At 49.2% G+C, this 21,370-nt stretch carries 18 protein-coding genes; 10 read left to right on the top strand and 8 right to left on the bottom strand.

Going from position 1 to position 21,370, the window contains the following annotated elements:
* Positions 1–1,812 (bottom strand): methylmalonyl-CoA mutase family protein, encoded by a 1,812-nt coding sequence (locus CpATCC19410_RS07835; RefSeq protein WP_013241926.1) that lies wholly within the window; start codon positions 1,810–1,812, stop codon positions 1–3.
* A gap of 225 nt (positions 1,813–2,037) precedes the next feature.
* On the opposite strand from CpATCC19410_RS07835, the gene CpATCC19410_RS07830 reads away from it, so the two are divergent.
* The gene (locus tag CpATCC19410_RS07830; protein ID WP_014300702.1) at positions 2,038–2,739 is read left to right on the top strand and encodes a TVP38/TMEM64 family protein; all 702 of its coding nucleotides are present in this window, start codon (positions 2,038–2,040) and stop codon (positions 2,737–2,739) included.
* Positions 2,740–2,827: 88 nt separating this feature from the next.
* Positions 2,828–3,400, top strand: coding sequence for a hypothetical protein (locus CpATCC19410_RS07825; protein ID WP_013241928.1), 573 nt, complete (start codon positions 2,828–2,830; stop codon positions 3,398–3,400).
* Positions 3,401–3,472: 72 nt separating this feature from the next.
* On the opposite strand, the gene CpATCC19410_RS07820 is transcribed toward CpATCC19410_RS07825, so the two are convergent.
* Genes CpATCC19410_RS07820 through CpATCC19410_RS07810 form a run of 3 tightly spaced genes read right to left on the bottom strand, consistent with a single transcriptional unit; the run spans position 3,473 to position 6,005 of the window.
* Positions 3,473–4,684, bottom strand: a complete 1,212-nt coding sequence (locus CpATCC19410_RS07820) for an SPFH domain-containing protein (protein ID WP_014401184.1) — start codon at positions 4,682–4,684, stop codon at positions 3,473–3,475.
* Positions 4,685–5,113 carry an NfeD family protein gene (locus CpATCC19410_RS07815; protein WP_013241930.1) on the bottom strand — a complete coding sequence of 143 codons (429 nt, stop codon included), beginning with the start codon at positions 5,111–5,113 and terminating at the stop codon, positions 4,685–4,687.
* Positions 5,114–5,162: 49 nt separating this feature from the next.
* A complete protein-coding gene (locus CpATCC19410_RS07810) occupies positions 5,163–6,005 on the bottom strand; it encodes a DUF3097 domain-containing protein (RefSeq protein ID WP_013241931.1) in 843 nt (280 codons plus the stop codon).
* 33 nt (positions 6,006–6,038) lie between these two features.
* On the opposite strand from CpATCC19410_RS07810, the gene CpATCC19410_RS07805 reads away from it, so the two are divergent.
* Entirely contained in the window at positions 6,039–6,821 is a 783-nt protein-coding gene (locus CpATCC19410_RS07805; protein ID WP_014367072.1) for an Rv1486c family protein, read from the top strand.
* On the opposite strand, the gene CpATCC19410_RS07800 is transcribed toward CpATCC19410_RS07805, so the two are convergent.
* The 3 genes from CpATCC19410_RS07800 to CpATCC19410_RS07790 form a co-directional block, all read right to left on the bottom strand.
* The gene (locus CpATCC19410_RS07800) at positions 6,794–7,924 is read right to left on the bottom strand and encodes a ferrochelatase (protein ID WP_013241933.1); all 1,131 of its coding nucleotides are present in this window, start codon (positions 7,922–7,924) and stop codon (positions 6,794–6,796) included. The genes CpATCC19410_RS07805 and CpATCC19410_RS07800 overlap by 28 nt on opposite strands.
* Positions 7,925–8,066: 142 nt before the next feature.
* A complete protein-coding gene (locus tag CpATCC19410_RS07795; RefSeq protein ID WP_014522412.1) occupies positions 8,067–9,809 on the bottom strand; it encodes a DIP1281 family NlpC/P60 protein in 1,743 nt (580 codons plus the stop codon).
* A 570-nt stretch (positions 9,810–10,379) separates the two neighbouring features.
* Entirely contained in the window at positions 10,380–10,967 is a 588-nt protein-coding gene (locus tag CpATCC19410_RS07790; protein ID WP_013241935.1) for an Rv1476 family membrane protein, read from the bottom strand.
* A 270-nt stretch (positions 10,968–11,237) separates the two neighbouring features.
* Here CpATCC19410_RS07790 and acnA point away from each other — a divergent pair, with 270 nt between their 5' ends.
* The 5 genes from acnA to CpATCC19410_RS07765 all read left to right on the top strand — a co-directional run bounded on the left by acnA (position 11,238) and on the right by CpATCC19410_RS07765 (position 17,223).
* Positions 11,238–14,045 (top strand): aconitate hydratase AcnA, encoded by a 2,808-nt coding sequence (acnA, locus tag CpATCC19410_RS07785; protein ID WP_013241936.1) that lies wholly within the window; start codon positions 11,238–11,240, stop codon positions 14,043–14,045.
* A 95-nt stretch (positions 14,046–14,140) separates the two neighbouring features.
* Positions 14,141–14,719 carry a TetR/AcrR family transcriptional regulator gene (locus tag CpATCC19410_RS07780; protein WP_013241937.1) on the top strand — a complete coding sequence of 193 codons (579 nt, stop codon included), beginning with the start codon at positions 14,141–14,143 and terminating at the stop codon, positions 14,717–14,719.
* A gap of 78 nt (positions 14,720–14,797) precedes the next feature.
* Positions 14,798–15,517 carry a glutamine amidotransferase gene (locus CpATCC19410_RS07775; RefSeq protein ID WP_013241938.1) on the top strand — a complete coding sequence of 240 codons (720 nt, stop codon included), beginning with the start codon at positions 14,798–14,800 and terminating at the stop codon, positions 15,515–15,517.
* 50 nt (positions 15,518–15,567) lie between these two features.
* Positions 15,568–15,837 carry an ACT domain-containing protein gene (locus tag CpATCC19410_RS07770; RefSeq protein ID WP_013241939.1) on the top strand — a complete coding sequence of 90 codons (270 nt, stop codon included), beginning with the start codon at positions 15,568–15,570 and terminating at the stop codon, positions 15,835–15,837.
* 21 nt (positions 15,838–15,858) lie between these two features.
* The gene (locus tag CpATCC19410_RS07765) at positions 15,859–17,223 is read left to right on the top strand and encodes a PFL family protein (protein ID WP_013241940.1); all 1,365 of its coding nucleotides are present in this window, start codon (positions 15,859–15,861) and stop codon (positions 17,221–17,223) included.
* 60 nt (positions 17,224–17,283) lie between these two features.
* Here the strand turns inward: CpATCC19410_RS07765 and CpATCC19410_RS11085 are convergent, their stop codons facing one another.
* Positions 17,284–17,511, bottom strand: a complete 228-nt coding sequence (locus tag CpATCC19410_RS11085) for a hypothetical protein (protein WP_014522208.1) — start codon at positions 17,509–17,511, stop codon at positions 17,284–17,286.
* Between the two features lie 139 nt (positions 17,512–17,650).
* Here CpATCC19410_RS11085 and CpATCC19410_RS07755 point away from each other — a divergent pair, with 139 nt between their 5' ends.
* Positions 17,651–18,760, top strand: a complete 1,110-nt coding sequence (locus tag CpATCC19410_RS07755) for an ATP-binding protein (RefSeq protein ID WP_013241941.1) — start codon at positions 17,651–17,653, stop codon at positions 18,758–18,760.
* 364 nt (positions 18,761–19,124) lie between these two features.
* A complete protein-coding gene (locus CpATCC19410_RS07750) occupies positions 19,125–21,254 on the top strand; it encodes a DUF5979 domain-containing protein (protein WP_013241942.1) in 2,130 nt (709 codons plus the stop codon).
* The last annotated feature ends 116 nt before the right edge of the window (positions 21,255–21,370 follow it).

Below are 21,370 nucleotides of genomic sequence, written 5' to 3'. Positions count from 1 at the left end.
TTATGCTCCCAACTTGTCGAGCAGATCGGTCAAAGTAGCGCCTGCGTCGATCTTGAGGTTCAAGTAATCATCCGGCTCGAAATCATGTCCTGGTGAGCCAGCCAGCAAAATGGTCTCAACGCCTGCTTTTCGTAACGCGTCGAAGGCTTCTGCGCCAGAGGCATCATATTCCGCGTCTGTTCCGCAGATCACAGCAATAGAAGCCGAACGGGCCGCTTGTTCAAATTCAGGAGTCCCTGGCGTCACCTGTCCAGGGTTAAGCGCCTCGATGCCACCAGCACCCAACAAGTTGGTGATAAACCCGGTACGGATGTTGTGTTTGGCTAGTGGACCAAGTGGGATAAGCGCTGCCGCTGGACGCTTCCCATGAACTTCCATGAATGCATCCGAACGGTTGCGCAATGCCTCAAACTGGGCTCCCCAACGACGCACGTGAGTAGGCTCCACACGTAGATCTGCAGGAAGAGGCGCCTCTGCAAGATTGGGGAACTCGTTAATTGCAGTGACCTTCTTAGTACGGTGAGCGATGTCGTTGCGGATTTTCTCGTGAGATTCATCCAACATGGATGTAATTGCACCGGATTCGAAGGCTGCTGTGAAACCACCTTGAGCTTCAATCTCTGTGAAGACTTTCCATGCTTTCTCCGCAATCTCCGAGGTAAGTTTCTCCACGTAGTAGCTGCCGCCAGCGGGATCGATCACATGACCCAGGTGCGACTCTTCGAGAAGAAGCAGGTTGGTGTTACGCGCGATTCGGTGTGCGAATGGACGGGAAATTTTGGGAAGTCCACCTGGAATTGCCCAGTCAAAGCACAGAACCTCAACATCATGAGCTCCGCCAACACCACCGGCAAAAGCCGCAACTGTTGAACGCAGCATATTGACCCATGGGTCACGTTGAGAGAACATGACTGGCGCAGTCAAAGCGTGTAACGGAGCGCTGCCATGATCTGCTGCGCCTACGATTTCTGCAACCCGTGCCCACAAAGTACGCGCTGCACGCAGCTTGGAGATCTGAGCAAATTGATCATCAGTAACTGCATATCGGAAGGACAACTGGTCAAGTGCGTCAGGAATGCTGAGGCCTGCTGCAGTAAGCTCTCTGAGATACTGAGCGCCAGCAGCAAGAGTCAAACCAATTTCTTGCGCATCCGTAGCGCTCTGGTTAGAGAAAGAAACAGCATCGACCAGGATGGCGCGAGTATTTTTGTGTTTTGTTGCGTCAACTGCCAAAGACACCGCAGTAGACAGATCAACGGAGGCGGATCCATCCACCCAAGAAGAAAGCGGAGAAGCTCCTAGCTCAATCAACTTAGGGTCCGCATCCTGAGCGTCAATAAGCTTGTAGAGTTCCTCCGCCACGCTAGCAGTGGATTCACCAGAGTTAAGCCGTACCGGGGCGTATTGGAAGAGCACTCCCTTCAATAGCTTTTCGACGTTATCAGCGCCGTAGATAACGATGTCAGTTGTACCGTTATCTAGAGCTGATAAAAGCTGTTCGTTCGAAGCAGAAGGGCCGAAGGACTCGGTCACTCCCCAGCCAACGCCTTCTTCAGTGCCTGCTCCGCACGCACCGCGAGTGAACGGGAAGACGCCAGGAAGGGCCACTTCAGCGAGTTCATCAACGCGGTTATATAGCGGATTAACATTAATTCCGTCATAGGTTGTACGAATTAGCTTGCGCCAGATATCAAGCGGGATATCGGAGACGTCTTGCTTACGTACTCGGGCAAAAACCTTGGCAACAGCCTTGTACCAAGCTTGCTGCTGGGCTTCGAATTCTTCGGTTTGGGCGAATCGTGTGTCAGTCACGAGTAGAACCCACTCCCCTCACATTTATGGGCTTGAGACCCTCTCCGCTTATAAGAAGAAAGCCCTAAGCTCCGTTTGTGTCTTGAGCTGATATGTCGTGGCGCTGGGCACCAGATCACCTAAATCATCTAATGCCTCACAATAAGCTCTAAGTGTAGTCCTCATCAATTCTTTTCTGTGTGGTTTTTCCCGAATGGGTGCAATCGGGCATTAAAGTAAAGTTTTGTGAACAGTTTTTTTAACTTTGCGTGGGGTGTTTTTCGTGATGGATTAAACACTATTAGGTCTTGGAGCGTGGCTAAAAAAATCAGCGTTTTCGCACTAGGAATACTTTTTATTCTTACTACGATCCTGGTAGATATCCCTAGCATAGAAACATTAAGGTCCTGGGCTGATAATGCCGGAAGTGCCTTTGTGATTTTGTTCGCTTTTCTCTATATCGGAATCACCCAATTTCCGATTCCACGCACTCTTCTAACTTTGTCTGCCGGGGTTCTTTTTGGATCCATTAAAGGTATTGTTATCGCCCTCACATGTACAACAATCTCGGCGGTCATTTCCTTGCTTATCATCCGTACGTTATTGGGTGAATGGATGGAACCAAGGCTGACCCATCCAGCAGTCTCGGGAATCAATAGCCGCCTGCGACATCGCGGATGGTTGGCCGTAGCCTCATTACGCATGATCGCGGGCGTCCCTTTTTCCATCATGAATTATGTGGCTGCGCTTACCTCTGTCCCGCCTCTCGGATTCGCTCTAGCTACGCTCATCGGTTCTGCCCCTGGCACCATTGTGGTCGTTATTTTGGGCGACTCTATCTTGCACGGTACCGACGTAAAAATTCTTCTTTTCTCGGTTGCACTTGCATTTTTGGGCATTTTAGGGCTGCTCATTGATGCTCGTATGCCCGTTAAGACGCCTCGGTAGTAAGCTATGCTCATATCCATATAGTTTGTAGGGGAAGTTCATTCTCTTCTTAGTATTAATTTATTTTTAGAGTTCATAAGGAAGTATCTTGTTCGCTATCCATGCGCGATATCGTGGACGAGAGCGCCGGCGCGCTCAGTTTGTTCAACAGTCCGCACGAGCGTTGAGCACGCTCAAAGGCGTGGATGAGTTTACGGTTGTTGGAGTAGAAGACATAGCATCTGTTATCACGACAGCTGAAGCTGCGTGTGACACAATCATGGCGCTTATCGCTGGAGGCGACTGGGCTATAGGAATAGGCGTGCTTGATTCCCCCACTGCAACGCGAGACGATGCTCTCTTCCTAGCCGCCGCAGCGTTAGGCGACCGAGCACGCGGCGGCACTATCAAAGCAAAGGTGAAACACGATAAAAACTGGGCAGATTCTATTCAATCTGCTTTTTCTCTACTCAACTATGTACTCTCACGCCGAACACCTGAAGGAAGAGAAGCAACAAGCCTCATGCGGTCGGGGTTTAACCAGAACGAAGCCGCAGTAGAGTTAGGAATCTCTAAACAAGCAATGAGCCAGCGGCTACAAGCAGCTGGCTGGCAGGCAGAACTCGCAGGGTACCGACTAGCCATACAGATTCTTAAACGAGCAAATCGAGAAGAATTATAGAAGCATCTGATTTTAACGCGGAAAGCCGCTGCCTTCATTTTTTTGAAGACAACGGCTTATTTTCCTTTGTATCTATGCGAGAGTTTCTGGATTTTCTAACAATAAATCATCAGTTTGTCTAGCCATTCCCGGTTCAATTGCAGGCTGGTTACGTGCTTTTTCTTTTGAAGAAGAGCTCATAACGCCTGTGGGCTCATCCACAGGTTTATTCGCCACTGCTTTAGCCGCCGCTACCGCTGCCTCGATCTCCGGATTCGATGAAGCTTTAAACCAATCCTCATGGTCGTCTTCCTCTGCAACGTCAAGGCTCCGTTGATCTACCTCGCTGCTTTCATATCGGAAGACTCCGTCATCGTCTTTTTTGGCTAGTGCTTTAGCAAACTGTTCAAGGGAATCCCCAAACTGGCTCGGGATCATCCACATTGTCGATGCATTTCCCTCAGCAAGTTTAGGTAGCTTCTCCAGGTACTGGTAAGCCAAAACCTCGGGGGTTACTCGAGCTGACTTAATTGCCGCGTTAACCTTCTGGATTGCTCGAGCCTCACCCTGAGCCTCTAAATACCTTGCTGCTCTGTCTCCTTCGGCTCTCAAAATAGTTGCTTCACGTTCAGCTTCAGCTGCCAGAATTGCCGCATGTTTTTCGCCTTCTGCAGCAAGAATTTTAGCTTGCTTCTCACCTTCTGCAGTGCGAATATCCGATTCACGACGCCCCTCTGCAGTCAGAATCATTGCGCGTTTTTCCCGGTCAGCTTTCATCTGCATTTCCATCGACTGCTGAATCGATGGCGGTGGATCAATCGCCTTGAGTTCGACTCGACTAATACGCAGGCCCCATTTGGTCGTAGCCGCATCCAGTTCGCCGCGCAGCCTCCGATTAATAACTTCGCGCGAGGTTAAAGTTTCTTCCAACGTCATACCGCCTACTACGTCGCGAAGCGTAGCTACGGATATCTGTTCAACACCGACTATGTAGTTGTCTACCCCGTAGATAGCACGAGCAGCGTCATTAATTTGGAATGTCACTACGGTATCAATAGCAACAGTCAAATTATCTTGTGTGATTACTGCTTGAGGTGGGAAGGAAACAACTCTTTCTCTCGTATCTACTTTTGCCCGAACACGATCAATGAAAGGAACAAGAAGACTCACTCCTCCAGAAATCGTTTTTGTGTAACGCCCAAGGCGCTCGATGACAGCTGCCTCACCTTGAGGAATAATGACGATTGATTTTGCGATGAGTAGGGCCACAAAGACCACCACCACCGCTAAAAAAATAAAAGACACCTAGACTTCCTTCCAGACGACTGCTGTCGCACCGTCAATTTCTATTACTGAGACCGATTGCCCCGGAGAAAAATGGTGTCCCGGGTCCAGACTTCGCGCAGACCATATGGATCCGTCGAAGCGAATTTGCCCGCCATTTTCCGTTATCGGCTCAATAACCTCAGCGGTAGAACCAATAAGTGCACGAACAGATGTGTCCAACGCAACTGGGTTATAAAGCTTCTTTTTAAGAGTTGGTTTAAGAATAAAAAGAAATGCGATGGATGTGACCGCAAAAGTAGCTGCTTCCGCCCAAAGGGGTGCATCCGTGAGCCCCACCGCGGCTGCAGCTAAAGCCCCAAGACCGAGCATAAGAAAGGTTAATTCACCAGCAAGCAGTTCTAAGCCAATAAGTGAGATACCTGCGATTAACCATATCAAAGCTGCCACACCGCCATCATACTGAAAACATCACTCAACCGGTTGAAAGATTTAAGAATTATGCAAGATCCTCTTTGCTTAGTTCTGGAGTGGTCACAAAGTCAACGAGTCTTTCGACTGCACCAATGAGCGAAGAATCAACGTCGCGAAAAGAAGTCACTGCGTTATAAACGCGGTTCCACCCCTCTTTGGGGTCACTCCACCCCACGCGGCGACACACTCCTGTTTTCCAGTCTTCACCGTAAGGAACCTCCGGCCATGCGCGAAGCCCAAGGCGGTCAGGTTTCACCGCAGCCCAGATATCTATAAAAGGATGCCCTGTAACCAAGACATGGGGGCCGACAGAAGCAGTCAACCTCATTTCTTTAGAACCCGTGACTAGGTGATCTGCTAGAACACCAACTCTACGTCCGTGCTGCGGCTGAAAATCATCCAAACGCTCTGGAAGGTTATCAAGCCCCTCAAGGTATTCAACGACTACTCCTTCTACGCGGAGATCATGACCCCAGATTTTCTCCACAATCGCCGCATCATGAATACCTTCAACCCAGATTCTTGAGGGGGCAGCTACTTTGGCTTCTAGGTTTTTTACTCGCCTTGAGCCGGAATTAGATCTTTGTTGGGGCGCTTTAGGCACGTAACGAGTCAAAGAAACTCTTTGTCCATCTATCATGAATGCGCCTTCGCGCATTTTAAAGATACGCTCGACCCCGTATCGGTCTTCAAGTCTAATAAAATCGCCATCATATGTTCGTTCAAAATTAACTACGGCTCCTACAAAACCGTCAGCCATTACTTCCACCACAAGACCTGGCTCCGCCGGAATCTGAGGAAAAGAAGGTGGTTTCTGGCGAGAATGCCCGTTAAGAATATTCCCGGAATAAGGGTCGATAAAGCTCATAGATCTAGAGTATTCACTAAACTCGCTTCAGTTATGAACATCCGTACACATGTCTATTCACCGCTGCAAAATACAGCACTATGGATTGCAGCATGGCTCTATGGTTACGAGTCCTATGACCATACCGAACAAGCGCTCAACGACTTGGAGGGACCGCACAGGCTAAGAGACGGAGAAATCGGCTTCTTTGAACTAGCTCAGGCTCTGAGGACAATCACCAAACCAACAAGGCAAGCTTTCTCCGGGGAACCGCTACTCCGAATCGTTCTTGATGGCCCTGGTACTCCTGTTGGATTACCTGCACACCATGAGGCAACGGCGCACGCACAACGAGCTGGTGGCGCGATTGTCATCAGCGCAGGTTTGTCCGCTGAAACTCATATTTTGGTTCCGCAGTGGAAAGAGAACCGTGATTTTACCGTGTGGGAGTCTTTTATAGTTTCCGATCCTCTCCCTGCAGCTTCATACTTAGCCCCAGGGGATGCTGATCTTTCACTGGCACAGGCGACTAGAACCGCTGCTACCCTGATTCAAGCGAGCGGTATTGGCAATGCGGAACTAGCTTCCCCGCGCCTCACCGTAGGGATGCTCAACGATTTTTATGAAACCCCGGGACTTCCTGACTCCATCGCTCCTAGAGCCGCAAAACTCATTGCACGCGCAGACAAAGTGACAGCAATTATGGAGGCCGTAATTGATACGCTAGGAGACCATTCCTTTGATCAACAGCTGTTAAGTTTGAGCAAGCACATAAGAGAAGCCCGGATGGCAGCTGTTAGCTACGCGATTTACGAATGGGGACGTTTAGCAGGCTGACAGCACTGTGGCTCGCAGGCTGCTCCGTTGATGGAACAGCCTCGCGAGGGAACCGTTCCAAGATGTTGAGCTGTTTTTGGGTTGAGAGTCTCATGAAAAAGCTGAACGACCATTGACGCAAATGTGCTGGTGTGGCCAACAGTCTTTGCTCTTACTACCTTCATCCCGCGTTTTTCTGCCTCCACTTGTAGCTCATTATCTAGGTCCCAGACTACTTCCATATGATCCGAGATGAAGCCAATGGCGGACACAACTACTTTGCATACTCCCTGGGAATGGAGATCAATAATGTGGTCTACAATATCTGGATCAAGCCAAGGAATTTTTCCATTTCCCGACGCAGATTGCCACACCACGTCATATTTTTGAACTCCGAGGCGATCTGCAACAAGCCGTGATGCTTCTGCAACCTGACGTGAATAGAGATTTCCGTCAGCGTCTATTCCAGAAGTCTCATCAGCTATCAAAGGAATGGAATGAGCCGTGAAAACAAGCCGTATCCCTTGCTTTTCTCCTTCTTTAGGACTCACCCCAAAGCTCTCAAACGCCTGCTGCACAACTTCGACTTCTTCATTAATAAAACTGGGGTGATCAAAGAACTGTCGGACTTTTAAAAAATCCAACTGCGGAAGTCCTACAGAGTCTAAATGCTGGTTTAGCTTGACTAGGTCTTCCCCATATTGACGGCAACCTGAATAACCTCCCCATGCAGATGTTGCAAATACCATAACTTTGCGGTGGCCCGCTCGTGATATTTCTTCCGCGACATCATTGGCGTACGGATGCCAATTTCTGTTACCAAAATAGACTGGGATTGGAAAATTCTGGTTTTGTAGCTCAGCTTCAACGTTTGCAACTATTTCACGATTAAGCTGGTTAAGAGGGCTGACTCCATCAAAATGATGGTAGTGCACCGCGACTTCTTCTAGCCTTTCACGCGGTATGCCGCGTCCCCGTGTGACATTTTCCAAAAAGGGTAAGACCTGTTCAGGCCCTTCTGGCCCTCCAAAAGATAAAACCAGTACAGCATCAATATCCGCTAAATTCCATGCAGGTAATGAATGAAGGGTTTTTGATCGGTACACGCTATCAAAGTCGGCCATGCGCAAAAGCCTAACATTGTTCTAGATCACAGGAGAAATTAAGAAAGAAGAACTACCGAACGTCAAAATAAGTCAACCCCAGAAGCAAAGATTGATTTCTCAATTTTGCATTCTGAGGCGCTTAAAACTGCCACACGTTCTTCTAGATCAAACGCACTGCATAAGGGCTCATTCCGGACCATCGTACAGGAGAAACCTTCACCGTAGAGCCAGACTGTGGGGCTTCTAGCATTGTTCCATCGCCTAGATAAATCGCAACGTGATTTTCCGCATTGGGACCATAGAAAATCAAGTCGCCTCGTTGTATTTCAGAAGGGCTGATCTTTGTGCCTTTTTGGTACTGGTAGCCAGAATAATGCGGAAGCGCAATGCCTACACCCGCGAAAGCATAAAGCGTAAGACCAGAGCAGTCGAAGCCAACCTTATTATAGTCACCATACGAGTCAGCTACACCGCCATCACGGATACCCAATGTAGGGCCACTTGCATTACCGCCGCCCCAAGCATACGGGGTTCCAATATAGGCTCGGGCCCGGGATATAACAGTCTCGATTTTTGCAGAGCGACTAGCATTCCCAGCGGCTGCGGTCGCTTTTTTACTGAGCGTATCTAAAGTCTCTGGCTGTACAACGTCGAGATCCCGAAGTACGGAGTCCCCATTAGCAGCTTCCACTGCCTGTGGCGATTGCACTGTATTAAGGCCATTGCCTGTCCGAGAGTTATTGAGGGAAGCATGATCCGGCATGGCCGCCTGGATAAGAGCCTCAGCCGCTGTTGCGGAAGCAGTGTTTGCATCTCGGCGAGTTTGTTGTGCGCGCTCCTGCGCAGCAGCTCGCTGTTCTGCTTCCCGTCTCGCTGCAGCAGCCTCAGCGGCAGCCTGGGCAGCCCGCGCCTCAGCCTCTTTGCGAGATTTCTCTTCCGCAGCCTCCCTGGCAGCTTTTGCTGCGGCTTCGGCGGCGATTCGAGCAGCCTCCTCTTTCGCCCTCTGTGCAGCTTCAGCTTCCTGCCGTGCCTTCTCGGCTGCAGCAGCTTCTTCTTCCGCCTTTTTGCGGGCGGCTTCTGCTTCTTTGTATTCCTTATACTCGTTGCGCTGGTTGTTTAGGTTTGAAACAGTGCCTCGAGCAGCATCAAGCTCCCGTTGGGCTTCATCTCGGTGAGCGACAAGCTCAGCACGCTTGCGTATATTATCTTCAAGTTTTGCACTGGAATCGTCGATAGCTTGCTGAGCTGTTGCTTTAGCACTTTCGGCAGCCTTTTCGCGTTGCTCTGCTAGATTCCGGGCTTCACGCAACCGAGATTCTTCATTTGCCTGCTCGGTACGGAGACGATCAAGCTTATCGACGGCCTCGCGCTGTTTTTCCGCATTAGTGCGTAGGTATGTCTGTCGATCAAGGGCGTCCTCGGATGTGGTTTTCCCCGCAACCCCTGCAACACCGCTAGGAGCAGATCCTTTACGATAGGCACTCCGAGAGATCTCATCTAACACTTTTTGAGCATTAATAATCTCGGATTGAGTGTCGTCAAGGCGTGACCGTGCGGTAGAAACACCATCGCGTGCCTGCTGGGCAGAGCTTTGGGCGTCATGGTAGTCCACAAGCGCTTTATTTACAGCCTCTCGCAGGCCCCCCATTTCCATTTCTAGGCTAGCGATCTGACTATCGGAGGTAGACAATGAAGCTGCCAAGCCAGAGACTTTGCCCTCTGCTTGCCCAACTGCCCCATTAGCATCGGCAATCTCAGCGTCAGAAGGGTTTACCGGCTCGGCATATGCAGGTGTGATACTTCCGATGCATGCGGCGATAACACCCGAAGCAACGATAACGCGAGCTTTCCCTAGCACACTAACTCCGGCCGTGTAGTCACGGCGTGAAGCGAAATTGGTCACGAGTTCTCCTGTCAGTTCCCTAAACGTGACGGAAAAACCGCGCACATCTATGTCCTGGCATAGTGCCAGGAGGAAACAGCTTTCTATTTAAACAACTCGCAAGCCAATATTAAGAGACAAGATCACCAACTTCTTCCTCCGCGTGCTTCCCCACATGCGTGATTTTGGTTAGGTCAAGTATCTCGAATCGACTCGCGAGTCGACAATTGAACCATAAAGCACTTTTCCCACTTTGTCTTCATCTTTTCCTTTAGCCCAACCTGTAGTCTAAAACCACTCCAATCACAGTCGTGTACTTGACCTGCAGAGTCTACTTACAGACATCTTATTTGTTAAATACATCACATTTTTAACCAACGTCGCGTGTCGGACGAAAAAGATGGATTATTAAATGCATTTACACGCCTCATCGGCATTTTTGAGTCAAGTCCCCACCCATGACATCGTGCATACTGTTAGCAAATTCCCCAAAATGAAAATACCGCCGGATTTTCCCGAAAATGAATACGCCTTCCTTAAGTCAGGTCCTTAAGCTTGACGTAAAGAAGGTGTATGTATTGCCGTATGCAATTAGCCGCGGCGCCGCTGTGAAATAAATGTTCCAATTATCGCGACAGAGACAGCCAATAAAGCCATCAAGCCAACGGGCGCCAGGGGGATGGTGTCATGCTCTAAATCGGCAACCAACCGCGTCGCCCCCAATACGTAGTCCGGTTCGGAAAAAAACTGATGCTGCCAAGCCTCTAATTCTGCCCTACTGTGACTTTTACTCACTACAGCTCCAGTGCCGGGAGAGCGTACCGCGACTGTTGAAAATTTACCGTCTGTGGAGACCTGGTTGAGGAGCTCCTGCGCCAGATCCCTTAGGTCCGCCGGATGCTCCGGGGTTTGGTCAACCACGGCAATGGCAAGTCCGTGCCCCTGGGTGGCGTCGATTAGCTTTCTATGCACTTCAGCGTTAGGGGTTTGCAAAGCCACACCACTTGCCTCTATTTCAGCGATATAAGCATTGATATCGATCCCCTGTGGCAGCATTTCCCCTCCAGAACTTCCGTAAGCATTGGCCTTGTTGACCAAAGCCCTAGGTGTCAAATATAGCAAGGCCTTTAGCGAGCCCCGCCCCTTCAGAGGGTCAGATCCTTCATTTCCACTTTGCATATACCCCCTCTTTGTGAATTCAATCCAGAATCTCCAACCTCAAAGATTCCCACAAGGGGGTGGAAATGTGGATATAAAGTCCACAATATTAGCCAACAGAACGCTTGTACTGTTAGAATGTGCGTTAGGCGACGTCATATTGATACACCGTTTTAAGGCATACGAAACGGGTGACGACGACAACATGATCCGCTGCTGATACCGGCCCAAAGCACTACACAGCAGCTGTGAACAGAAGAAACTGATCACTATTTGGAGATGGAGCTCACCGTGACTGAAAGCAAGAACTCCTTCAATGCCAAGCAAACGCTTGAAGTTGGCAACAAGTCTTATGATTACTTCGCGCTAAACGCGGTTGAAGGAATGAAGAATCTGCCATACTCTCTGAAGGTTCTCGGGGAGAATCTTCTCCGCACGGAAGATGGTGCAAACATCACCACCGACCACATCAATGCTATCGCCAACTGGGATCCCAGTGCTGATCCCAGCATTGAGATTCAATTCACCCCCGCACGCGTTTTAATGCAGGATTTCACCGGCGTTCCTTGTGTTGTTGACCTTGCTACCATGCGGGAAGCGGTAAAGACTCTGGGCGGAGACCCAGATGATGTGAACCCCCTCAATCCTGCTGAGATGGTTATCGATCACTCAGTTATCGTTGAAGCTTTCGGTTCTCACGACGCGCTGGCCAAAAACGTAGAAATTGAGTACGAGCGCAACGCAGAGCGCTATCAGTTCCTACGTTGGGGATCAAAGTCCTTCTCCAATTTCCGCGTGGTACCTCCAGGAACCGGCATTGTTCACCAGGTAAATATTGAGAACCTCGCACGCGTTGTTTTTGATAATGATGGCCTGGCGTATCCCGATACCTGCATCGGTACCGATTCACACACCACTATGGAGAACGGTCTCGGCATTCTTGGCTGGGGCGTCGGCGGTATCGAGGCTGAAGCGGCTATGCTTGGCCAGCCGGTCTCCATGCTAATCCCGCGTGTTGTAGGTTTTAAGCTCACTGGTGAAATCCCGGCCGGTGTAACCGCAACCGATGTTGTGCTTACCATCACCGAGATGCTCCGCGAGCATGGCGTAGTCCAGAAATTCGTTGAATTCTACGGCAATGGCGTTAAGTCCGTTCCTCTTGCTAACCGCGCAACGATCGGCAACATGTCGCCAGAATTTGGTTCTACCTGTGCGATCTTCCCGATCGACGAGGAAACGGTCAAGTATCTTCGCCTTACCGGACGTCCGGAAGAGCAAATTGAACTTGTGGAAGCATACGCCAAAGCTCAAGGCATGTGGCTTGATCAAGACGCCCCAGAGGCTCAGTATTCTGAATATCTAGAGCTAGATCTAGGCACTGTGGTCCCCTCGATTGCTGGACCTAAGCGTCCGCAGGACCGCATCCTGCTTAACCAAGCAAAAGAGCAATTCCGCAAAGATCTTCCCGATTACTGTTCTGCAGAGCCTGCAGACGAGTCCTTGCCGGCAAAGCGTATGGATGCGGAAGGTGCAGCTCAAGAAGAAGGCGACTCCAACGTTAACTACAACGCCTCTCGCGTTGGCAATGGTGAATCTGCTGCCGCAGGCGCAGCCGGGCGCCAGTCCAACCCTGTAGTGGTCACCTCTCCAAACGGTGGCGAATACACGCTCGACCATGGAATGGTTGCCATTGCTTCCATTACCTCCTGTACTAACACTTCCAATCCATCTGTGATGATTGGCGCCGGTCTGATCGCGCGTAAGGCTGCAGAAAAGGGGCTCAAGGCTAAACCATGGGTCAAAACTATTTGTGCTCCGGGCTCTCAGGTAGTTGACGGATACTACCGTCGTGCTGATCTTTGGAAAGATCTTGAGGCTTTAGGCTTCTATCTCTCGGGCTTTGGCTGCACCACTTGCATCGGTAACTCTGGCCCGCTTCCGGAAGAAATCTCTACGGCAATCAACGAGTACGACTTGACTGCAACCGCAGTTCTTTCCGGCAACCGTAACTTTGAAGGCCGCATTTCCCCCGATGTAAAGATGAATTACCTGGCCTCCCCGATCATGGTAATCGCTTATGCTATCGCCGGAACAATGGATTTTGACTTTGAAACCCAAGCGCTAGGCAAAGACCAAGACGGAAATGACGTCTTCTTGAAGGACATTTGGCCGTCTACTGAAGAAATCGAGTCGACCATCGAGTCCGCTATTTCTCGCGAACTCTACGAGGCCGACTACGCCGATGTGTTCAAAGGCGACGAGCAGTGGCAAAACCTTCCCACACCAGAAGGTAAGACTTTTGAGTGGGACGAGTCTTCTACTTATATTCGCAAAGCACCTTACTTTGATGGCATGACCCTGGAAACTTCTCCGGTCACTGATATCAAGGGCGCTCGCGTCTTGGCAAAACTAGGCGATTCTGTAACCACAGACCACATTTCTCCTGCATCATCCATTAAACCGAGAACACCTGCTGCGCAGTATCTCGACGCTAATGGCGTATCCCGCCATGACTACAACTCTTTGGGGTCCCGCCGTGGTAACCACGAGGTAATGATGCGAGGCACTTTTGCTAACATTCGCCTGCAGAATCAGCTGGTAGACGTCGCAGGCGGTTATACTCGCGACTTTACCCAGGATGGCGCTCCTCAGGCCTTTATCTTTGACGCATGTGAAAACTACAAGGCTGCTGGAATCCCGCTGGTTGTCCTGGGTGGAAAAGAGTACGGTACTGGTTCATCGCGTGACTGGGCTGCAAAGGGCACCAACCTTCTGGGAGTCAAGGCCGTAATCACCGAGTCCTTCGAGCGCATTCACCGTTCTAACCTCATCGGCATGGGCGTGATACCGCTTCAGTTCCCTGAAGGCGAGTCACACGCAAGCCTTGGCCTAGATGGCACTGAGGTCTTTGATATTGAAGGTATCGAAGAGCTCAATAACGGAACTACTCCGAAGACTGTTCACGTGACGGCTACAAAGGGTTCCGGTGACAAGGTTGAATTCGATGCGGTCGTTCGTATCGATACGCCAGGTGAAGCCGACTACTATCGTAACGGCGGCATCCTGCAGTTTGTGCTCCGCCAGATGATTAAGGGCTAAGTTGCGCGCTTAATCGTTCAGGATCATGGATTTCGAGGACTTCATTCTCGTTGAGTGGAGTCCTCGTCCTTTAGACCAGTAGGAAGGGGTCCTTCGTGCCCGTTGTAAGTAGCACCGAACTGACGCTGCGTCGCCAAGAGATCCTAGAAGGAGCTCGCAGGTGTTTTGCCGAACACGGCTACGAGGGGGCGACCGTACGGCGTCTGGAAGAAGCCATAGGCAAATCTCGCGGCGCGATTTTTCACCATTTCAGCGACAAAGAAAATCTTTTTCTGGCTTTAGCAAGAGAAGACGCGGCGCGGATGGCGGAAGTTGTTGCGGAAAACGGTTTGGTTGAAGTCATGCGAGATATGCTTGACCACCCAGAGCGACATGATTGGCTTGCCACGCGGCTAGAAATCATTAAGATGCTTCGCACGGACCCTGCTTTCAGAGCTCGATGGCAAGAGCATCAGCAAGTACTAGATGAAGCAGTAGTAACCCGTCTTGAACGGAATGCGCATCTAGGAAGAATGCGTGATGATGTACCTATACAGGTTCTTCACACGTACCTAGCAACAGTAATGGACGGCTTTATTTCCCGGTTAGCTTCCGGAACGGCTACAGAAGATCTGGATCAAGTCCTTGACCTCGTAGAAGAGACTGTGCGCTCTCATCCAAAACCTGCACTGTAGCCTTCAACAGCATTGAAAAACTCACGATTAAGGCAAACCATTCTGCAACTCTAGACCAAGTAGTCTAGAGTTGCTTCTATGGTCTCCGTTCTCTTAGTCTCCCCACGATCCGGCGAATCAGTTGCGCGCGCTGAATATAACGATGTTCTTCGTGCTACTGGACTTTCTCCAGAACAGCTCACTCAGCGAATGCTAGATACCACTGAAACAGCCGTGGGATCGACTAAAGGATTTGATGGAGTGATCGTCGGAGGCAGCCCGCTAAACGTTACCAATGTTTCCTACGATCAATGGCAGCTTCATGTTCATTCAGAGCTCCAGAAGCTTATCGACGCCCCCATCCCAGTGTTTTTTATTTGTTATGGCACGGCGCTTGCCACATCACTTACAGGAGGAACTGTAGGTCGATCATACCCTGAAGCATCCGGTCCCACCGTCGTTCAGCTCACAGAGGAAGGGAGACACGACAGAATTACCTGCGACCTTCCCCCAGAGTTTGTTTCACTTACCGGACACACGGAAAGCGCTGAAAAACTCGGTCAGGGTGTTGTTCTATTAGCAACAGGCCCTACTTGCCCAATCCAAATGGTTCGTATCAATAATTCCACGTGGGCATGTCAGTTTCATGCAGAAATGGATGCTGCTGCGATGAAAGCCCGTATGGATTTCTATTTTGACTATGGGTACTTTACCCCCGAAGATTACGATTCCATCGTCGCGGTCCTCCCCCACATTGATACAAGGCATTCCAATAAAGTGCTCCAAAATTTTATTGAGGTCTGCCGAGGCGTCCGTTAGAACTCTCCCCCGAAAGGTCCACATATTTGGCTTCCAGCTAAAATAGCGTCATGTTCGCCATTATTTCCGTGACCGGTGCAGATCACACCGGAATTATTGCTGCAGTTGCTACTAAGTGTGCAGAGCTAGAAATCAACATTAATAATGTGTCCCAAACAATCATGGATGGTTATTTCACCATGATTCTCCATGTGTCTTTTGATGATTCGGCGACAGACATCGCCACGATTCAAGAGCACATGGCAGGAGTGGAAAAGGACCAAAACTTGGTTATCCGGATTCAGTCCCAAGCCATTTTCGATGCGATGAACACGATCTAGCTCCTGAGGAACTTCAGACACATGACTACGCTTCATTCAAGCAGCAATATCTTGGAAACAATCGAGATGATTGAGAAATATCGTCTTGATATTCGCACTGTGACTATGGGCATCAGTCTTCTAGATTGTGTTCGTGGAACAATGGCGGATACGTGCGATGCAGTTTATAACAAGATCACGACCGTAGCTAAAGATCTTGTATCTGAGTGCGAAGGCATTGAGCGCGAACTCGGGATCCCCATCGTTAACAAACGTATTTCTGTAACACCTGTAGCACTCATCGCAGCAGCAGTTGATGGTAACCCCGTAGAAATTGCTAAGGCTCTTGATAGAGCTGCAAAAGCAGTGGGAGTCAACTTTATTGGTGGCTATTCCGCATTAGTTGAAAAAGGCATGACTGCGGGAGATAAAAAGCTTATCGACTCTATCCCTGAAGCATTGACTGTCACGGATGTTGTTTGCTCTTCCGTCAATATTGGTTCTTCCCGAGCCGGCATCAACATGGATGCGGTAAAGGAGATGGGCAAGGTTATTAAAGAAGCCGCAGAAATGACTAAAGATAATAGCGCGATTGCTTGCGCTAAATTAGTCGTTTTTGCCAATGCTGTGGGGGACAATCCCTTTATGGCCGGAGCTTTCCATGGCGTGGAAGAGCCTGACTGCGTAGTAAGCGTTGGGGTATCTGGCCCTGGTGTTGTAGATAAGGCTCTTGGATCTCTTGATGGAGCCAGCCTAGATCAGGTGGCGGAGGCTATTAAAAAGGCTGCTTTTAAAAGCACTCGCGCAGGTCAGTTGGTTGGAAATATGGCATCTGAGCGCCTAGGAGTGCCTTTTGGCATCGTGGACCTCTCGCTGGCACCGACTGCAGAGCTAGGCGATTCTGTCGCACACATCATGGAACACATGGGGCTTGATCAAGTAGGAACTCATGGAACAACCGCTGCCCTTGCTCTGCTTAATGATGCAGTTAAAAAGGGCGGCATGATGGCTTGTTCTCGCGTGGGAGGCCTTTCCGGATCTTTCATCCCTGTTTCTGAGGATAAAGGTATGATTGATGCCGTACGTGCAGGCAATATTTCCGTGGATAAGCTCGAAGCAATGACTGCGATCTGCTCAGTCGGTTTAGATATGATTGCTATTCCAGGAGATACCTCAGCAGAACTTATTTCTGGAATGATTGCAGACGAAGCAGCAATCGGTGTGATGAACCACAAGACCACAGCTGTTCGTGTAATCCCAGTCCCAGGCACTCACCCTGGCGATGAGGTGAACTTTGGGGGCCTTCTGGGCTATGCCCCTGTCATTCCTGTGTCCACGGTGGATAATTCCGTCTTTATCCAGCGCGGTGGTTTTATCCCCGCGCCGGTGCATGGTTTTAGGAATTAATCTGACTTTCTAGTTTCTATAGTGTGCCAGGTAGCCGTATACCGATACCTACCTGGCACACTACTTTTTTATCCCGAAAGCCAAAAAAGCTGGTGCTCCGAGTCCTCCTATAAAAGTGACTGGCAGCCACAGCCATTTCGGGCCAATGATTTTACGGTTCGGAAGGTGGTAGAGAAAATGCCATGCGACAGCCTTGCCTGTCAGATCCGCAACTAAAGCAGAGATGACCAATTTCCGTTCAGTAGAGTTTAGGGTGAACCACTTTCTCATATTTACTTTCCTTTTCATTACAGTTATTACTGGCTAGGAAACAAGCCCTTCTATATTTGATACTACGGTCTTTTTCACGCTCGCCTACGGAGATTTACCTACAAAACCTACAAGAGCCTTTGTTACCTACAAAACCTACAAGAGGTATGGTGGGGGCATGCGAAATCCTTTCCGCCCCAGTTTTGGCGTCAACCCCCTTGTTGTAGCTGGAAGAACCTCTATTGTGGATAACTTTGGCTTTGCCTTAAGGGAAGGGATCGGTGCACCGTATCGTTTCATACTTATCAGTGGAACTCGTGGAACCGGCAAAACCGTCCTTTTAAATCAACTAGAAGAAGAGGCCAAGGAACTGGGCTGGGAATGCGTCCGAGCGCGAGCATCCGATCATGAGCACCACGAGCTCATCCACGTTTCCCTGCCAAGGCTGATCAAAAAATCGCGCGCTCACGGCTCCCGCGTAGAGATTTCGGGCGTATCTATTGCCAATATAGGCGGAATAACCTTCGACACTTCCTCCCAGTTTCCACAGCAGACATCCCTGTGGTCCATAATGAATGATGCTGCAAAGGACCTCACCGCAAAAGGGTCCGGACTTTTGATCACGATGGATGAAGTGCAATCCGCTTCACCGGAATCTCTCCATTTCCTTATGGACGCCATCCAGGACTGCGTACGTAACGAATATAATATTGCGTTGGCCGTAGCCGGACTTCCGCTTGAGATATCAAAACTTCTTGCACATGAGGGCACCACTTTTCTTCGTCGTGCAATACACATTCCAATCGAGGCTTTAAATACTGATGACGTTCGAACAGCCATCGCGGAAACGGTCAAACACGGTGGAAAAGATATTGACAGTCAGGCGCTCAACTCGCTCACTAACGCATGCCATGGCTATGCTTATCTTCTACAATTATGCGGGTCAATTGCATGGACCATGTCGGGGTCTCAGAACATATCTGAAAAGCACGTAACCCAGTCCCTCCCCTTGGTTATTGAGCGCATGGGACAACAAGTTCATATGCCAGCCATGAAGGGCATCCCCTATCGTGAGATGCAATTTCTTATCAAACTTGCGGAGGCTGAAGGGCCTGCTAATTTCAATGAACTGGGTGCCGAATTAGGAATTCCAGGAAGCCAGCCCTCAACATACCGAAGACGGCTTCTTGATCGTGGAGTTATAGTGGCTACAGGACGTGGACGTGCAGACTTTGCCCTTCCCTACCTGCGGGAACATTTGAGGCTTAATGCTGATCAGTACTTATAATCAGAGCTAAAATGCTGGTTAGGGCTCACAATATACCCGCATATTCTATCGATATTTAAGGCGCCATAGACGCCAATGTTTAATTCAGAGGCGAAATGCCACTGCGGGCAAACAGCTCCCAGCCCCCACCCACGTTCTCCCAAGCCTAAAAAGAAATATGAGAACTTTACAATGTGGGAGTTTAAGAAAATGAAAGCTTTTATCCATAAGTTCTCAGTTTGCTCTAATTAATATATTAAAAGTAGGGTACGTGTGAGACGTCAACAAAGTTAAATTTGTTCACGTCCTACATCCCCTCGCCCAAAATGACCAGAACCTCAATACTCATTGCCCGCCACTTAATGATAATTAATATTAAAATCTCATGATTATTACTAATGCGAAGCACATCTTTGCCAATCGCTTAACAAAGAACCCTTGGCTTGGTGTGCTGCTTACGTTGCTTCTCATAGCAAGCTTCATCCCTCTGCTAGCCCAATATCCTTCTGCAACAGCGCAGGAGACATGCACCGGCGGCAATTGGTCAAATATCAAATGGAAAAGCGATAGCCCCAACATCCAAGACGGCACCTATGTAGGGCCAAGTGGATTCGCCGAAATTGAATTTGATTGGAAAGCCAATAAAGATGCTAAAGCTGGCGACACCATCAGACTCAAGCTCCCACAAGAACTAAAAGCCGTCAACACTGGAACGGTTGCGCTTCGGGATAAAAATGGCGAGATCGTTGCCACTGGTTTTTGGTCCGGCGATGAATTCACCATTAAACTAACCAAATTCCAAAACCATAACTTTAACGTTGAAGGCAGCGCATTCGCCTCCGTTAACTGGAATACAAGCAGCAATTTCAATGGTCAACTGATTTTCAATGGTTGCGGTACCGGCAGCTTGCCCGGAAAATTTGAGCAGCGCAAGGGTGGATTGTTCCACGATGACTCAAAGATCGGTGAGTACATTGGCTTTGATGAGAAAACTGACAACTATAAGATCCTGTGGTCGGTAGGAATCGATCCTAAAGAGCACCAGCATTACGACCATCGGGTCCTTGTCGTAGATAATGCCCCTGCGGGTTGGAAGTTTACCTGTGATGGCAACGACAATAACGGTTATGCTCCCGTGTACGTTTCTTCCTTTATCGGTTCTAAAGAACAGCCCAAACTTGTTCGCCATGCTATTTATGACGTTACTAACTCTCCTGGAGGCGGGGCACGAAATGGTTTTACTAACATAAACCAGTTAGAAGATTACCAAGAGGGAAGCAACTACACGATTAACTGCTCACCAGAGCAGGTTTCCGTTGAGTTTCCACGCGGTTTGTCGGAACAATCCGCACCAATTTTGACGCTTACAGCGGTAACAAAGAATAAACCTGCTCCCGGTAGCATCGTGACCAACAAGGCTAAAATTGACCACGTTGATGTCGAAGGACACGTTCGCTTCCCCAACGCTGGTGGTCTAGGACGCGGTAGCAAAGGTGGTTTCACCCTTGAGAAGAATGTTGTAGGCCGAGAAGAAGATAAGGCCAAAGAATACTCATTCAAGTATGAATGCACATCTGCTAAGGATCAAAAGAGCACAACTGGGCAAGTTAACGTAAAACATGGCGGTTTTGCGCATGTTAGTAACCTAGATAAGGGGCTAACATGCAAAATCACAGAGCTAGAGCCTCAAACAGAAGAAGGCAGAAAGCTCACAACATCCTGGGTTGTAATCGATAAAGATGACAACGTTAACAGCTTCAATTCCACCTCCACAGTAACTATTACTATTAAGGACCCAGAGGAAGAAGCGGTTCATCTTATTGTGAACAATAAGTTTGAGCCAAAACAGACCGGTGGTTTCACCCTTAAAAAGAAGGTAGAGGGTGTAAAGACTTCAGAGAAATTCACTTTCAAATGGGAATGCACCACTGATGAAGGCGCTAAGTTTATCGGCGAGGAGAAACTTGGGCATAATGAAGCAGTAGAAATCGATTCTCTTCCTATTAATTCATCATGCGATATCACTGAAATTCCTGTCTCCGTAGAGGGATACACGCATTCTTTACGGTGGCTGTCCAATGGCGAGGAAAGTGGTTCCAGGATCCCGTTCACGGTAATTCCTCGTGATAGAAGTTCGGAAACCCCATTAGTTATTACTGCAGTAAATCAATACACCCCTGTTGTGCCTCCTACAAAGCCAACGTCTTCTTCGCCCAAGCCGACAAAGACAACGCATGCTGTTCCACCGATCATCCCAATACCTATTCCTATCCCAATTCCGCTCCCTACGGTCTTGCCCCCGGCACCTACTACGATTTCCCCTAGCGCCCCTACTCCAACAGCTAGCCCTAAAGTAGCCCCCTCATCTGCTACACCAAAACCAGGGCAAAACAGAGGATTGCTGGCAAAGACAGGTGCTTCTGTGGTCTGGATGGTCATATTAGCTGTGCTATTAGCTGGCCTCGGCGGCGTAATAATGCACATGACAAGGACTAAAAGGAGAAATAACGCCTAAGACATAGAAAACAATAAAATGCTCAGGACTTAGAAGAAAACACTAAGTCCTGAGCATTTTATTACTGCTTAAATAAAGAGTTAAACCACCAAAGAAAAGTCGGCGACAAAATTTTT

The sequence above is a fragment of the Corynebacterium pseudotuberculosis genome (assembly GCF_002155265.1).
Lineage (GTDB): Bacteria > Actinomycetota > Actinomycetes > Mycobacteriales > Mycobacteriaceae > Corynebacterium > Corynebacterium pseudotuberculosis.
Note: the sequence above shows the minus strand (reverse complement) of the source record. Positions and strands in the feature narration are given on the sequence as shown.

Excerpts from the sequence above, each read along its gene's own strand:
- CpATCC19410_RS07810 (WP_013241931.1), bottom strand. The coding sequence starts at position 6,005 with ATGAGCTTTATCGACCCTTATTCCGGGAATATTCTTAACGGGCATTCT.
- CpATCC19410_RS07805 (WP_014367072.1), top strand. The coding sequence starts at position 6,039 with ATGAACATCCGTACACATGTCTATTCACCGCTGCAAAATACAGCACTA.
- CpATCC19410_RS07800 (WP_013241933.1), bottom strand. The coding sequence starts at position 7,924 with ATGGCCGACTTTGATAGCGTGTACCGATCAAAAACCCTTCATTCATTA.
- CpATCC19410_RS07790 (WP_013241935.1), bottom strand. The coding sequence starts at position 10,967 with ATGCAAAGTGGAAATGAAGGATCTGACCCTCTGAAGGGGCGGGGCTCG.
- CpATCC19410_RS07775 (WP_013241938.1), top strand. The coding sequence starts at position 14,798 with ATGGTCTCCGTTCTCTTAGTCTCCCCACGATCCGGCGAATCAGTTGCG.
- CpATCC19410_RS07770 (WP_013241939.1), top strand. The coding sequence starts at position 15,568 with ATGTTCGCCATTATTTCCGTGACCGGTGCAGATCACACCGGAATTATT.
- CpATCC19410_RS07765 (WP_013241940.1), top strand. The coding sequence starts at position 15,859 with ATGACTACGCTTCATTCAAGCAGCAATATCTTGGAAACAATCGAGATG.
- CpATCC19410_RS11085 (WP_014522208.1), bottom strand. The coding sequence starts at position 17,511 with ATGAAAAGGAAAGTAAATATGAGAAAGTGGTTCACCCTAAACTCTACT.
- CpATCC19410_RS07755 (WP_013241941.1), top strand. The coding sequence starts at position 17,651 with ATGCGAAATCCTTTCCGCCCCAGTTTTGGCGTCAACCCCCTTGTTGTA.
- CpATCC19410_RS07750 (WP_013241942.1), top strand. The coding sequence starts at position 19,125 with ATGATTATTACTAATGCGAAGCACATCTTTGCCAATCGCTTAACAAAG.